The sequence below is a fragment of the Arthrospiribacter ruber genome (assembly GCF_019343195.1).
Lineage (GTDB): Bacteria > Bacteroidota > Bacteroidia > Cytophagales > Cyclobacteriaceae > Arthrospiribacter > Arthrospiribacter ruber.
The window spans coordinates 1-14,582 of the sequence record NZ_RPHB01000015.1 but is presented as its reverse complement, the minus strand read 5'-3'; the positions used below and the strand labels follow the sequence as shown (position 1 = coordinate 14,582).

Below are 14,582 nucleotides of genomic sequence, written 5' to 3'. Positions count from 1 at the left end.
ATCCTGCATCCTTGAGTCTGGAAAAAGAAAATGTAAAAAGCGGTGAGATCATAGACACCGAAGTACTTGGAAAGCTATACAGGTTTGTAAAGCCTTACAAAACACAATTTTATTTTTTGGTTTTTCTCACCGTTGGACTCGCCATTCTTGCTCCCACCAGACCTTATTTTATCCAGGTAGCCATTGATGATTACGTGGCCGTAGGAGATGGGCCTGGATTGGTAAAGATCATTTATTTATTGATTTTCTTATTGATCCTCCAGGCAGTAGTACAATTTGCACATACTTATTTGTCAGGCTGGATTGGCCAAGTCATTATCAAAGACATTCGGATCAAGCTTTACAGACATCTCCTCAAGATGAGGTTAAAGTTTTTTGACAATACTCCAATAGGTAGGCTGGTCACACGGAATATTTCAGATATTGAGACCCTCGCAGATGTGTTCAGTGAAGGCTTGGCTGCCATCATCGGAGATTTACTACAATTAGTCACCATACTTGGGGTGATGTTCTACATTGATTGGAAACTGACTCTCGTCAGTTTGTGCACCTTGCCTCTTTTGATTATTTCTACCTACATTTTCAAAGAAAAAATCAAAGTAGCCTTCAATGATGTGAGAAATGCAGTTTCCAACCTGAACTCATTTCTTCAGGAACATATCACCGGAATGAATATCGTACAGATATTCAACAGAGAAAAAAGGGAGTATGAAAAATTCAAAGATATCAACAGGGAACATAGACGGGCCCATGTCAAATCTGTCCTTTACTATTCAATTTACTTCCCGGTGGCTGAAATCATTCAGGCCATAGGTATTGGGCTAGTGGTCTGGTATGGTGCTACAGGAGTATTTGATGCTGACATACAGGTCGGGGTATTGATCTCTTTCATCATGTACCTTCAGTTGTTTTTTAGACCTATCCGAATGATTGCAGACAGGTACAACACCCTGCAGCTTGGCGTGGTCAGTTCTTCCAGAATATTCAAACTTCTGGAATCTACCGAGCAGATCCCTAATGAAGGCAACTATAAGCCGGAAAAAATCAGGGGGAATATCAAGGTTGAAAATGTATGGTTTGCTTACAATGACGAGGAATGGGTCCTCAAAAATATCAATTTTGAAGTCAAGCATGGCGAAACAGTAGCCTTGGTAGGAGCTACAGGAGCGGGCAAATCTTCCATCATCAATCTGATCAGCCGTTTTTATGAAATTAATAAAGGAAAAATCAAGATTGACGGGACGGATATCCGTGAATATGAATTGGGCACCTTAAGGAAACATATAGGAGTTGTTTTGCAGGATGTATTTCTCTTTTCCGAGACCATATATTATAATATCACTCTTGGGAATCCTGATATCAGTAAAGAGCAGGTGATGGAAGCTGCCGAATTGGTAGGAGCAAAAAAATTCATAGAGAGACTTCCAGGAGGGTTGGATTACAATGTCATGGAAAGGGGAGCAACCCTTTCAGTCGGCCAAAGACAGTTGATATCATTTGTCAGGGCCATGGTATACAATCCTGAAATCATCATTTTGGATGAAGCTACCTCATCGGTGGACACAGAAACAGAGGAACTGATCCAAGGAGCCATAGAAAAAATGATGAAAGGCAGGACTTCTATTGTGATCGCCCACAGACTATCTACTATCCAGAAAGCCAACAAAATCATCGTTCTCCATCATGGAGAAATCAAAGAAGAAGGAAATCATGACAGCTTACTGGAATTGGGAGGATACTATTCCCAATTGCATCAAATGCAGCTGAAATCAATGGCAATTGGATAAACATATAGCCATTTAAAAATTTTATTAAAGGATGATTATTGTAACACATTAATTTCCTGACCCTTGCACAAAATCTGAAAAAATCATTTGATTTAGGCACAAACTTGAGACAACAGAATTTAATTTTGTGCCGTATTAAAAAGATTTGAAAACAAAAACCACAAAAGCGTGAAGAAACTTACTTTAATGATTTTGGGCCTAATTCCGGTCATGACATTTGCTCAGGAATCCAGTGTAGGCTTGAGACTGGGAGAGCCACTTTCCATTACATATAAAACATTTTTGGATGAAAATATTTCCGTTGAAGGAATGTTTGGAAGAGCCGGGGTCAACAGTGCCCAATATTACAGAAGGTCATTTGAAAACAACCGACCTACCGCCAATGCGTTTTATCAGTCACATAGTGCAGGTAGTGCTCTATCTATCAATGGTAGAATCGCATACAATGAAGATTTCACAGATGAGTTTGGAATCACAGAAGGGTACTTATTGGGCTATGCCGGATTAGGCGCTCAGCTCAGGTCAGTAAGAGTGGATTATGCCTATACAGACACTGCACTTTCTCCTACCAACATCTTTCGTGACAACCGCAGAAATATTGACTTCGGCCCGGAAATATACGGAGGAGCAGAATACTACTTTGATGATTTGCCTATCAATGTATTTGCTGAGATCGGGCTCTTCATGGAGTTATTGGACAGGTTTGGCCACTTAAGGCTTCAGGGAGCTATCGGCGTTCGTTATATTTTCTAAAATTAAGAAAAAATGAAAACCAAGCCTTTAATCGTTACTGGAGTGCTATTGGCAGTTGTTGCAGTATTAGGGCTGTATATGTTTGGAGGTTTTAATGAAATAGAGGTACAAAAAGAAAACCTCGGAGAAATTTCACTGGTAGGCATTCATTACAAGGGAACTCCGCAAGATCCCAAACTGAAATCTAGTTTTGAAAAAATAGAAAGTCTAGCAGAAAAAAATCCTGAAGCTTTTATCAATACCATTTATCTCATTGAACCGGCAGGTAAACTGGACACGATGGAGGTTTTTGTAGGAATAGAAAAAAAATGGGCGGAAGACCTTTCAAGCTTTGAAGAAAGAAACTTTGACGCTTCGAGTTCTATTGTTGCCAACATTCAAGCCCACCGCTTTGTAATGCCCGGACCGAAAAAAGTCCAAAAAAAAATCAACTCATTTGCTAAGGAGAACAAACTTGAGCAACCTGAAATTTTTATTGATCAGATCATCAGCCCAAACAAAGTCAGAGTAATAGGCGTTAAAAATCAATAATTATAGCTTAGTTTTGAAAATTGCCTTATCTTAATTGTAAATTTTGATTTTAATAAAGAGTTAGATTTTAAACACACCATATTTAACACAAGGATATGAAAAGAATTCTAGGAGTACTCGTAGTGCTGGCATTGGTTTTTCAAGCATGTGAGGGGCCTATGGGACCTCAAGGTCCTCAAGGCCCGGAGGGACCTCAGGGACAGCAAGGTCCACAAGGGCAACCTGGTGATTCCTTCGTGGGAATTGCATATGAAGTGGAGGTTGACTTCACAGCAGAAAATGACTATTTTGAAGTTCTGTCATTTCCCGAAGAGCTGATTGAAAGTGATATTGTCTTGGTTTTTATCAACTGGGAAACTTTCAATGAAAACAGAGTATGGAGATTACTACCTCAGACTGTATTTTTTGAGGAAGGGTACCTTAGATACAATTATGACTATACAGTAGAAGATATAGCAATTTTCTTAGAGTCAAATTTTGATCCTGAGTTATTGGATGAATCATGGACCAGGGACGTTCTTTTCAGAATTGTAGTCTTACCGGTTGATTTTGCAAATGGCAGATTGGACCTAACAGAAATGGAAGAAGTCATGAAGATGACAGGTATTCAGGATAAGGATTTCATAACCTTAGAAAGAAAATTGAAATAAAAGACTGCGTTCTTAAACGAAATCCCGGAAGCAAAGAGCTTTCGGGATTTTTTGTTTTACTCCAGATTACATGACCCAATGTTTTTATCCAATACCTGAATAAATTGTTATTGTGGTTTATCTTTGCGGCATGCAATTGAAAAATGACTTACTAATTAAAGCTGCAAAGGGAGAAAACCCTGAAAGAACTCCAGTTTGGTTGATGAGACAAGCTGGTAGGATATTGCCCGAATACAGAGCCGTGAGAGAAAGTGTAAGCGGTTTTATAGAACTGGCCCAGACACCTGAATTGGCCGCTGAAGTGACGATACAGCCGGTAGATCTTTTGGGTGTGGATGCTGCCATCATTTTTTCCGATATCCTGGTGATTCCCGAAGCGATGGGACTACCTTATGAAATGGTCGAAAAAAGAGGGCCTTGGTTTCCTTCTACAGTAAATTCTGCAAGTGACTTGAAAAAGCTCAGGGTTGCTGATGGAGTAGACGACCTCAGTTATGTTATCGAAGCTATTAAAATCACCAAAAAAGCCTTAAATGGAAGAGTGCCCTTGATAGGTTTTGCAGGAGCCCCATGGACCATATTTGCCTACATGGTAGAAGGCTCTGGATCCAAGACTTTTTCAAAAGCCAGGGCGATGTTATACACTGAGCCGGAATTATCTCACAAGTTGCTTCAAATGATAACCGACAGTACCATCAATTACCTAAAAGCACAGATTGATGCAGGTGCCAATTTGGTGCAGATTTTTGATAGCTGGGCAGGCATTTTATCTCCCGAACAATACGGAATCTTCTCTCTACCCTATATATCCCAAATTTGTGATGCCATCACCTCTGTCCCAAAAACTGTTTTTGCCAAAGGTGCCTTCTTCGCCAGAGAAGAGATGAGCAAGCTAAAATGTGAAACTATAGGTCTAGATTGGAACATGGGTATTGCAGAATCCAGAAAAATGATAGGTTCTGACAAAACTTTGCAAGGCAATCTTGATCCAGCTGCTCTATATGGCAATGAAAAGCAGGTAGAAAAAGCCACCAACGACATGATGGAGCAATTCCGGGGAAGCCGGCATATAGCCAACCTAGGACATGGGGTTTATCCAGACATCAATCCGGAAATGGTAAAGATTTTCATCGAAACCGTGAAAAAATTTAAATAAGGTACATTTATTTTAAAAATATGGAAAAAGAGGCTCATAAGGCCTCTTTTTTTATTTTCAATCCATTGCGGAGTTTATTACAAAGTTTTCAATCAACATCAATCTCGTTATTTTTTTAACATATTTTAAACTTATTTATTGCATTTTCAAAAATATAGGGTAATTTCAAAACCAGAAATCAAATATTATATATCAAAAAGTAATTATTTGGTCTCAAATCAAACCTATTTCTCACAAAACCTATTAAAAAATTATGAAAAGAAGTTTTACAAAAGGCGGCCTATTAACGTTATTATTAGCTGTGCTAATGTTAGCTGTCAATCCTCAACAAGCAAAAGCCCAAGAAGAAAGTAGATTCTCCATGGATGTTACATTAAACTCAGACATTTTCTTTGGGTTCTATCCATTCTTTGCAGGCTCATATAGCCTAAGCGACAATACAGCTTTTACATTTTACGGCATATTATGGTCCGGAGGTAACAATGGTGCTGGAATTGGCGGTGGCCCTTGGGGTAACTGGACTGAATTTGGTGTGGGAATGGACTTCGCAGTTGCAGAAGGGATCAACATCAACCCTCAAATCGGCCTACTCAACGGTAGCTTGACTTCAGGTTTAGGAACACCTGTACTAGGAGAAGGCATAGTTCCTAATTTAACTATTGGATTAGATAAAGCATTTACTGAAGGTGAAATTTACGTAGGGTATTATGCAGGATTTGATCATGGCAACCCAAGCACAAACAATTACCTACACTATTGGGCAAATTATGGTTTTAAAATCTCTCCTTTCTTCTCAGCAGGTCTTCACCTAGAGCAACTGAGATTTACAGGTGGAATAAATCAGCCTGAGGGTTCTGCTTACGATTTTTATGTAGCATTGGGTCCATATGTTCAGTTTGCTGACCCTAATGGAGGTGCTTTTGCAAGATTTACTTCAGGAGCAGATTTAAGGAGTGATGATATGATAGCAAAAAGCGGCTGGACCCAACCTTCCTTCTTCAAACTAACAGTTGGATACAGCTTCTAAAAAACATAGACTACAGCCAAACTTATCAACTAAACTAAGCTATGGAGATAGAGCCGGAAGAAATTCCGGCTTTACTTTTTTTCAGGCAGCAATTCATCCCCTACTTTCACTTCATGCCCTTTGAGCATTAGCATGTTTTGCCCGAACATCACATTATTTTCAACCAATCGAAATGTAGAAAGTGTTTTCAAAGGCTCTTTACCCCTTTCGGCTGTACCCTGATCTACCGTGGTCATCACGCATCGTGCACATGGTTTAGTGATTTTAAATAAAGCATTCCCAATTTCCACTTTTAACCAATCGTCCTCGGCGAAAGGTATTCCTCCTTCAAAAACCAGATTCGGCCTAAACCTATCCATACCTACTGGCTCCTCAAGCTTCTCATTCAATATATCCAATGATGCCTGCCCGATTATAAGATATGGCATTCCATCCGCAAAACTTACAGACTCATCATTTACAGCATACTTGGGCTTGAGTCTCCTTTCAGAATTGTCGCTCATCCTGACCAACCTGCAGGATATACCCAAAAAGTCAGAAAACCACTCACCAAACTGATCACCCAACACATCTGCTTCTACATTATCCTCCCAGATATTGACAGTAATACGTCCAAGAGTAGCCGCTTCAAAGGGAATAAATACATTATTGGCTGAATTTGTTTTTTGTTCCACCCTTAAACCATCCTCTAAAAGGACAACTTGCAATAGGGCCATTCGGGGATGCTTCCTCTGGGAAAGAAATATTCCTTCCTCATCTACCAACATCCATCTCCGATCGTATTTGAATCCCCTTTCTTCTAAAGTCCATTTTTCAAGTCTTATTCCTCCCAGTGATTTGATTGGATAAATGTAAATTTCAGTAAGTCTCATGACAGTAAGTTTAGACCTACAAATTAGTGCAAATTCCAGGAAATCTGAAACCGCTTTTTATAGTGACCAGAGAATTGAAAACAACAGGCATAAAAGCATAGCAATACCCCATTTTACTCTTTCCATAAAAATCCTTTTGCTGTACATACCCATTAGATACCATCTTGCCGGAAAAGGTTGCAGGCCTGAGGTCCATTTTTTTTAAAAAGTGACATATTTCAGGGAATTAAAATGACATCCTTTATAGAAATTCCCGAAAAATCTGACATCTCACTGTCATTCTGACACAAAATACAAGCCCAAACTCATTGGCACATCCATTGTCATGAAGGTGATGTGACTTAAAATTGTAACTAAAAACTGAAAATATAACATCATGGGAAAAATTATAGGAATTGACTTGGGTACTACCAACTCCTGCGTTGCCGTAATGGAAGGTAATGAGCCAGTAGTAATCCAAAACTCAGAAGGAAGAAGGACCACCCCATCCATTGTTGCATTCTTGGATAATGGAAACGGTGAAAGAAAAGTAGGTGATCCTGCAAAAAGACAGGCCATCACCAATCCGGCCAACACCATTTCTTCTGTGAAAAGATTTATGGGTAAAAAATTCTCTGAAGTTTCTGAAGAGAAAAAACACGCTTCATATAAAGTAGAACAGGGACCCAACGATACTGTTGTGGTGAAAATCGGTGACAGGTCCTACACCCCTCAGGAGCTTTCAGCGATGATCCTTCAAAAAATGAAGAGCACCGCTGAAGATTTTTTGGGACAGGAAGTAACCGAAGCAGTCATCACTGTACCGGCATACTTCAATGACGCAGAGAGACAGGCCACCAAAGAAGCTGGTCAGATTGCAGGTCTTGAGGTAAAAAGAATCATCAATGAGCCTACAGCAGCTGCTTTGGCTTATGGGATGGACAAGAAAAACCAGGATATGAAAATCGCAGTGTATGATCTTGGAGGTGGTACATTTGACGTGTCTATCCTTGAATTGGGAGACGGTGTATTTGAAGTAAAATCAACTAATGGTGATGTACACCTTGGAGGTGATGACTTTGACCAAGTGATCATCAACTGGTTGGCAGATGAGTTCAAAGCTGAAGAGCAAATCGATCTAAGACAAGATCCAATGGCGCTTCAGAGATTGAAAGAAGCAGCTGAAAAAGCTAAAATCGAGCTTTCATCCTCCTCTTCTACAGAAATAAACTTGCCATATATCACGGCTACTCAAACAGGTCCAAAACACTTGGTGCGCAACCTTAGCAGAGCCAAATTTGAACAACTTTCTGAGGATTTGGTAAGAAGATCCATGGATCCTTGTAAAAAAGCTCTTCAGGATGCAGGGCTTTCAGCTTCTGATATAGATGAAGTGATTCTCGTAGGTGGATCTACAAGAATCCCAAAAATCCAGGAAGAAGTCGAGAAATTCTTTGGCAAGAAACCATCAAAAGGTGTAAACCCTGATGAAGTGGTAGCTATTGGAGCAGCTATTCAAGGTGGGGTATTGACTGGAGAAGTAAAAGACGTATTGTTGCTTGATGTAACACCACTTTCTTTGGGTATAGAGACCATGGGCGGCGTGTTCACTAAATTAATCGAAGCCAATACGACCATTCCATCCAAAAAATCAGAGGTATTCTCAACAGCAGCTGACAATCAACCTGCAGTGGACATCCACGTACTTCAGGGCGAAAGACCTTTGGCTAAGGATAACAGAACTATTGGCAGATTCCAGTTGAGTGATATACCACCCGCGCCAAGAGGAGTTCCTCAGATTGAAGTGACATTCGACATTGATGCCAACGGTATTCTCAATGTGTCCGCAAAAGATAAAGGCACAGGAAAAGAGCAGAAAATCAAAATTGAAGCCTCTTCTGGACTTTCACAGGATGACATCGAGAGAATGAAAAGAGAAGCTGAGGCGAATGCTGCCACTGATAAAGCTGAAAAAGAAAAGATCGAAAAGCTTAATCAGGCTGACAGCCTAATTTTCTCAACTGAAAAGCAGTTGAAGGAATATGGTGACAAGTTGTCGGATGGCAACAAGGCCAATATCTCCTCTGCATTGGAAACTTTGAAGTCAGCACATCAGTCTCAGGACTTGGCAGGCATAGATTCAGCAATGGAAAGCCTGAACAAAGCTTGGGAAGCTGCTTCACAGGAAATCTACAATGCTACACAAGGAGCACAACCAGGTGCTGATGCAGGTGCTGCCTCAAATGCGGGTGCTTCTGCGGAGTCTGGCGATGGTGTATCTGATGTAGACTACGAAGAAGTCTCTGAAGACAAAAAATAAAATAAATCAATACTCAAAAGAGGGCATCTGTATCTGATATGGATGCCTCTTTTTTTAGAAGCAAGAGACAAGATGTCTTGGTTCTTGTCTCTTGTCTCTCGCTTCTCGACTCTAAAAGTCTCAAAAAATGCAACTCACCCCAGATAACAAACTGAAAAAACTGATCATCGTCGGCGACCGGGTATTGATCAAACTCCGTAAAGCGGATGAAAAAACTTCCTCCGGCCTTTACCTCCCTCCAGGAGTGCGGGAAAAAGAAAAGGTACAGCAAGGATATATAATCAAAACAGGCCCGGGATACCCTATCCCTTCACCCGTTGAAGATGATGAACCATGGAAAGACCGGGATGAGAGCATCAAATACATCCCGCTACAAGCCAAGGAAGGAGATTTGGCCGTATTTCTGGTCAACGGTTCATACGAGGTGATGTACGAAGGGGAAAAATACTTTATTGTACCGCAACACTCTATTTTGATGCTGGAAAGAGAGGAGGATTTTTAATCCACAAATAAACAAAATTAAAATAGCCCTGTCAGTTTCTAAATCTGACAGGGCTGTTATTTTTGACCAGGACTCCAGAAACCTGCAAAAGCAGGGCTGGATCTGGTTCATAGTTCTTTCAACTTTAACTGTTGGAAACTTAAGAACTCTTCCTTATTCTCCGGATTGTCCGGATGGTTGATAGACAAATACAATCCTTCTTCACTGACAAAAAAATTTGAAGGAAGAAAAATCCCCTCTTCAAATAAAGTCTCTCCGATTACGTCTAAAGACTCATTGAGGACTAAAATAGCAAATGGACCTGGAGCGTTCCGTAATCTTACTACGGCATTTTCATCTTCCAAATCTAAAGTTGGATAAGCAAATCGGTAAAAAACATTCCTATATTTATCATAGACAAGGTTATCATATCGTGAATAGGCATTCATATAATATTGATTCTCAAACCTTCCTCCATCTACCGGAAATAATTTAAGCGTATTATCCAAGTAAGAACTTTTGGCTTCTTTACTATCTAAACTTTCATTGAAGGAATCAGCATAAAATACCCTGTGGTCTCCAAATAAAGAATATACTATCTTTTCCTTCCCCACTGCAATACTCGGTTCAAAATGTTTTAATCCAAGTGATAAATAATCCTCAGGATACGTATGCGATAAAAGAGTTGTATTCCCAGATTCAAGATCTATGGAGTAAACCATGTGTTTATTTTTTAATTCATCGTTAGTAACATCTCTATAATTTCCAAAAAAGTGTGTCTTCACAATCATTTCTCCCGATTGGATGGATGGTGGAGAATAAAAATAAGTTGGGTGGACAAATGCTGATGAGTAGCCATCTGGAATATTATAATTAATTCTGTTTAAGATTAATCCAGAAGTATCAGTTAAATAAATTCTAGGCTCCATTTGACCAAACAAAAAAATACTATCTAAATTATGAACATGGAAACCGAAAATATTTCCCACTCCCTGATCCCCTTCAATTTCAAAGTCTAAACTTTTGATCAGTTCATCTTTGTCAAGATCATATATTTGAATTTGATTATAGGACCAATTTAAATTAAACAGTAAATTTTCAAAAGAAACCAACCCAGTGCTCACATTTGGAGTCCTCTGGTCAACAGGTATTCTTTTTAAATTTCCAGTTACTTCAAGCTCAACATTTTTATATTGTTTTTCATTTTCTTTGAGTCCGCATGAAACCAAAATCAAAAAATATGGAATAAATAGAATAAGTGTATTATTTTTCATAGCATATCGAATACAATTGAAGAGTAAAGCTCAAATGAGCTTTACTCTTGGCTTAAATTAATTTTGTGGCTTTGGTCTTACGCAATCGTAGTTGACACAATTCTCAAAACCCATATAATCACAACATACCGCAGGGTAGTACGGCTCATAACCAGCTGCCTGTGCAGTATTCAACGAATACCCAATAGATCCACAGACCATTGTCAAAATTAAAATTGTCTTTTTCATTTTTTTGTTTTTTAAAATTTTAGAAAATAATATTATTTACTGTTGGCCTTCAGTGGAACAAGCTTAAAAAAAAAAAATCATTAAATCAATAGTTAACCGTCTAAATTTCTATTTTCAAATATTTTTTTAATATGTGTATCCGCATCTTTGCACGGTGAACTTTAAGAACCAAACCTCCAACCTTACTTTTAACTGTAAATTGAAACTTTGGAGGGTTGGATGAATTTCGACCGGGCCAGCGCAGGCCTTGAGCGTGGATAGGATTCGAAATTCTTGATTTTTTGGCTACTTTTTCATCAAAGCCTGTCCCGAAAATCGGGAGAAAAAGTAGCTTTATAATAAAATTTTGATTAGAATTTAGCAGAAAGAACTGGTTCAAAACAATAAATGGCTACGTGCAGTGATGCGTATACTCATATTTTTTAACCCTTATCCCATTGATATTTAAAAATCCCCTCCACTTTTATTTCCCAAGCAGTGCAAACTCCTTAGCAAAATAACTCAAAATCACATTGGCTCCTGCCCGCTTGATGCTCAATAAAGATTCCAGCATGGCACGTTCCCCATCCAGCCAACCCCTTTGGGCAGAAGCTTTGATCATGGCATATTCACCACTGACATTGTAAGCCGCTATGGGAAGATTTGAGTTGTCCTTGAGCAATCGAATCACGTCAAGATAAGCCAAAGCAGGTTTTACCATTAGAAAATCTGCGCCTTCTTCTGTATCCAAGTCTGCCTCGATCAATGCCTCGTAATAATTCGCAGGATCCATCTGATAGGTTTTTTTGTCTCCGGATTTTGGAGCGGAGTCCAATGCATCTCTAAATGGACCATAAAAAGCAGAGGCATATTTGGCCGTATAAGACATGATCGAAACATCTGTATAACCATTCTCATCCAAGACGTTTCGGATAAAGCCAACTCTTCCATCCATCATGTCAGAGGGGCCAAGAATATCCGCTCCTGCCTGAGCTTGAGCTAATGACATTTTACCAAGGATTTCTAAAGTTTGATCATTCAAAATCTTCCCATTCTCAACCAGCCCATCATGTCCATCAGAACTATAGGGATCCATGGCCACATCGGTCATGACCACTACTTCAGGGAAGGTGGTTTTGATTTTATGTATAGCCCGAAGGTAAAAAGTGTCAGGGTTGTGGCTTTCTGTAGCCTGCTTGTCTTTTTTGCTTTCGGGATAAGCAGGAAAAATATCAAAAGCCATGATACCCAAATTGACACATGCTTCAATCTCTTTCAGCATCAAATCCAAAGAGTATCTGTAGATACCAGGCATGGAAGCAACTTCCACTTTTTGATTTACTCCATCTATCAAAAACATAGGAAAAATAAAATCCTTTACAGAAAGCCTGGTTTCTTCTACCATATTTCGAATAGCCTGTGATTTTCTGTTTCTTCTTGGTCGCCTGATCATAGATTTACATTTTTACGGTAAAGGTACGGTTCTAACTTTTGACATAAAACCTCAATGCTATTTTTAGGAAAAAAGTTTTCAATTGCGCATTATAAATTATGTGTATCCGCATCTTTGCACGGTGAACTTTAAGAACCAAACCTCCAACCTTACTTTTAACTGTAAATTGAAACTTTGGAGGGTTGGATGAATTTCGACCGGGCCAGCGCAGGCCTTGAGCGTGGATAGGATTCGAAATTCTTGATTTTTTGGCTACTTTTTCATCAAGGAAAAAGTAGCTTTATAATAAAATTTTGATTAGAATTTAGCAGAAAGAACTGGTTCAAAACAATAAATGGCTACGTGCAGTGATGCGTATACTCATATTATAAATTATCTACGATCATTGTCAATCATTTTATTGAAATACAATAGAAATAAGGTAGAAATATTATGGAAATATATCATAAACTAGAGTCTAGGCATAATCCCTTATTCAGGATATTCAATGGATATTAGATGGATACTGATTGATAACTTGTCCCGGTTTATCGGGATTGGCTGATACTAAATGGATATTTCTAAAAGCCAACACAGCAAACCTTATCAAAAGCGAAGCTTTATCTGTGTACATCTGTGTGATCTGTGGTTCACAATCGAGCGGTTACCAGCAAAGGAGGCCATGACACTTTTACGGTACCGCAGCTGCTTCTTCCATCAGTACTGAAAACCTGCTCCTTCATCCTTCATCCTTCATCCTTCGTACTTGGTACTTGGTACTTGGTACTATTAACCCCCATCCCCTAAAACACAAAAAAGCCTCCCAGTTTCCTGAAAGGCTCTATAAATAATGAGGCGGCGACCTACTCTCCCGGGTGTAACCCCAGTACCATCGGCGCTGCAGGGCTTAACTTCTCTGTTCGGGATGGGAAGAGGTGGAACCCCTGCGCGAGGCCGCCATGTCTTGCTGTAACAGGTACAAAGTACAATGTACCATGTAGTTCCGGTGACAGTCCCCTCTCGGGGAAAATATCTTTGTTCTTTTGAATAACTTGGTCTTGATTCTTATCTCTTGACTCTTGATTCTTTTTGATATGTCTCGCAGAAAATGCAACAGCCCAAGGCGGGGCAAGCTTTCGGGCTATTAGTACTGCTCGGCTTTGTCATTGCTGACTTTACACCTGCAGCCTATCAACGTCATCGTCTCTGACGGCCCTGTTTGGAAGTCTCATCTCGGAGGGGGTTTCGCACTTAGATGCTTTCAGCGCTTATCCCTGCCCGACGTAGCTACCCGGCAGTGCAGTTGGCACCACAACCGGTACACCAGCGGTCGGTCCAACCCGGTCCTCTCGTACTAAGGTCAGATCTCCTCAAACTTCCCACGCCCGCAACAGATAGGGACCGAACTGTCTCACGACGTTCTGAACCCAGCTCGCGTGCCACTTTAATGGGCGAACAGCCCAACCCTTGGGACCTTCTCCAGCCCCAGGATGTGACGAGCCGACATCGAGGTGCCAAACCTCCCCGTCGATATGAGCTCTTGGGGGAGATCAGCCTGTTATCCCCAGAGTACCTTTTATCCTTTGAGCGACGGCCTTTCCATTCAGTACCGCCGGATCACTATACCCGTGTTTCCACCCTGCTCGGCTTGTCGGCCTCACAGTCAAGCCCCCTTATGCTATTGCACTCCGCGCACGGTTACCAAGCGTGCTGAGGGAACCTTTGGAAGCCTCCGTTATCCTTTTGGAGGCGACCACCCCAGTCAAACTACCCACCAAGCAATGTCTCCCGCATTGCGGGATTAGATACCAGGCAAACAAAGGGCGGTATTTCAACAGCGACTCCTCCATGCCTGGCGACACAGATTCGCAGTCTCCCGCCTATCCTACACATCGTTTACCCGATACCAATGCTAAGCTGCAGTAAAGGTTCATGGGGTCTTTCCGTCCCGTTGCGGGTACGCGGCATCTTCACCGCGACTACAATTTCACCGAGCTCATGGCTGAGACAGCGCCCAGATCGTTACACCATTCGTGCAGGTCGGAACTTACCCGACAAGGAATTTCGCTACCTTAGGACCGTTATAGTTACGGCCGCCGTTTACCGGGGCTTC

The 14,582-nt window shown here is 40.5% G+C and carries 11 protein-coding genes and 2 rRNA genes; 8 read left to right on the top strand and 5 right to left on the bottom strand.

The genetic code is table 11. The annotated features are described in order from the left end of the window. Positions 1-11 precede the first annotated feature (11 nt). From EGN73_RS21670 to EGN73_RS21645, 6 genes are all read left to right on the top strand, one after another. Positions 12-1,787 carry an ABC transporter ATP-binding protein gene (locus tag EGN73_RS21670; RefSeq protein ID WP_219294162.1) on the top strand — a complete coding sequence of 592 codons (1,776 nt, stop codon included), beginning with the start codon at positions 12-14 and terminating at the stop codon, positions 1,785-1,787. A 168-nt stretch (positions 1,788-1,955) separates the two neighbouring features. Further along, a complete protein-coding gene (locus tag EGN73_RS21665; RefSeq protein WP_219294160.1) occupies positions 1,956-2,540 on the top strand; it encodes a hypothetical protein in 585 nt (194 codons plus the stop codon). A 12-nt stretch (positions 2,541-2,552) separates the two neighbouring features. Further along, positions 2,553-3,071 (top strand): hypothetical protein, encoded by a 519-nt coding sequence (locus EGN73_RS21660; protein ID WP_219294158.1) that lies wholly within the window; start codon positions 2,553-2,555, stop codon positions 3,069-3,071. Between the two features lie 95 nt (positions 3,072-3,166). Beyond that, positions 3,167-3,721, top strand: a complete 555-nt coding sequence (locus EGN73_RS21655) for a hypothetical protein (RefSeq protein ID WP_219294156.1) — start codon at positions 3,167-3,169, stop codon at positions 3,719-3,721. Positions 3,722-3,851: 130 nt separating this feature from the next. Beyond that, positions 3,852-4,877 (top strand): uroporphyrinogen decarboxylase, encoded by a 1,026-nt coding sequence (gene hemE / locus EGN73_RS21650; protein ID WP_219294154.1) that lies wholly within the window; start codon positions 3,852-3,854, stop codon positions 4,875-4,877. Positions 4,878-5,130: 253 nt separating this feature from the next. Further along, on the top strand, positions 5,131-5,904 hold the full coding sequence (locus EGN73_RS21645; RefSeq protein WP_219294152.1) for a DUF6733 family protein: 774 nt from the start codon (positions 5,131-5,133) through the stop codon (positions 5,902-5,904). A gap of 71 nt (positions 5,905-5,975) precedes the next feature. Here the strand turns inward: EGN73_RS21645 and EGN73_RS21640 are convergent, their stop codons facing one another. After that, positions 5,976-6,776 carry an MOSC domain-containing protein gene (locus EGN73_RS21640; RefSeq protein ID WP_219294150.1) on the bottom strand — a complete coding sequence of 267 codons (801 nt, stop codon included), beginning with the start codon at positions 6,774-6,776 and terminating at the stop codon, positions 5,976-5,978. A 376-nt stretch (positions 6,777-7,152) separates the two neighbouring features. On the opposite strand from EGN73_RS21640, the gene dnaK reads away from it, so the two are divergent. Both dnaK and EGN73_RS21630 read left to right on the top strand, forming a co-directional pair. Next, positions 7,153-9,075: a molecular chaperone DnaK gene (dnaK, locus tag EGN73_RS21635; RefSeq protein WP_219294148.1), complete on the top strand. Its 1,923-nt coding sequence runs from the start codon at positions 7,153-7,155 to the stop codon at positions 9,073-9,075. 127 nt (positions 9,076-9,202) lie between these two features. Beyond that, positions 9,203-9,577: a co-chaperone GroES gene (locus EGN73_RS21630; protein WP_219294146.1), complete on the top strand. Its 375-nt coding sequence runs from the start codon at positions 9,203-9,205 to the stop codon at positions 9,575-9,577. Between the two features lie 107 nt (positions 9,578-9,684). Here the strand turns inward: EGN73_RS21630 and EGN73_RS21625 are convergent, their stop codons facing one another. From EGN73_RS21625 to EGN73_RS21610, 4 genes are all read right to left on the bottom strand, one after another. Then, a complete protein-coding gene (locus EGN73_RS21625; protein ID WP_219294144.1) occupies positions 9,685-10,830 on the bottom strand; it encodes a DUF4221 family protein in 1,146 nt (381 codons plus the stop codon). A 691-nt stretch (positions 10,831-11,521) separates the two neighbouring features. Then, positions 11,522-12,490, bottom strand: coding sequence for a porphobilinogen synthase (hemB, locus tag EGN73_RS21620; protein WP_219294142.1), 969 nt, complete (start codon positions 12,488-12,490; stop codon positions 11,522-11,524). 829 nt (positions 12,491-13,319) lie between these two features. Continuing rightward, a 5S ribosomal RNA gene (gene rrf / locus EGN73_RS21615) occupies positions 13,320-13,431 on the bottom strand. 162 nt (positions 13,432-13,593) lie between these two features. Next, positions 13,594-14,582, bottom strand: a 23S ribosomal RNA gene (locus EGN73_RS21610); the annotation flags it as partial.

Excerpts from the sequence above, each read along its gene's own strand:
- EGN73_RS21640 (WP_219294150.1), bottom strand. The coding sequence starts at position 6,776 with ATGAGACTTACTGAAATTTACATTTATCCAATCAAATCACTGGGAGGA.
- EGN73_RS21655 (WP_219294156.1), top strand. The coding sequence starts at position 3,167 with ATGAAAAGAATTCTAGGAGTACTCGTAGTGCTGGCATTGGTTTTTCAA.
- EGN73_RS21645 (WP_219294152.1), top strand. The coding sequence starts at position 5,131 with ATGAAAAGAAGTTTTACAAAAGGCGGCCTATTAACGTTATTATTAGCT.
- EGN73_RS21660 (WP_219294158.1), top strand. The coding sequence starts at position 2,553 with ATGAAAACCAAGCCTTTAATCGTTACTGGAGTGCTATTGGCAGTTGTT.
- EGN73_RS21630 (WP_219294146.1), top strand. The coding sequence starts at position 9,203 with ATGCAACTCACCCCAGATAACAAACTGAAAAAACTGATCATCGTCGGC.
- EGN73_RS21625 (WP_219294144.1), bottom strand. The coding sequence starts at position 10,830 with ATGAAAAATAATACACTTATTCTATTTATTCCATATTTTTTGATTTTG.
- dnaK (WP_219294148.1), top strand. The coding sequence starts at position 7,153 with ATGGGAAAAATTATAGGAATTGACTTGGGTACTACCAACTCCTGCGTT.
- hemE (WP_219294154.1), top strand. The coding sequence starts at position 3,852 with ATGCAATTGAAAAATGACTTACTAATTAAAGCTGCAAAGGGAGAAAAC.
- hemB (WP_219294142.1), bottom strand. The coding sequence starts at position 12,490 with ATGATCAGGCGACCAAGAAGAAACAGAAAATCACAGGCTATTCGAAAT.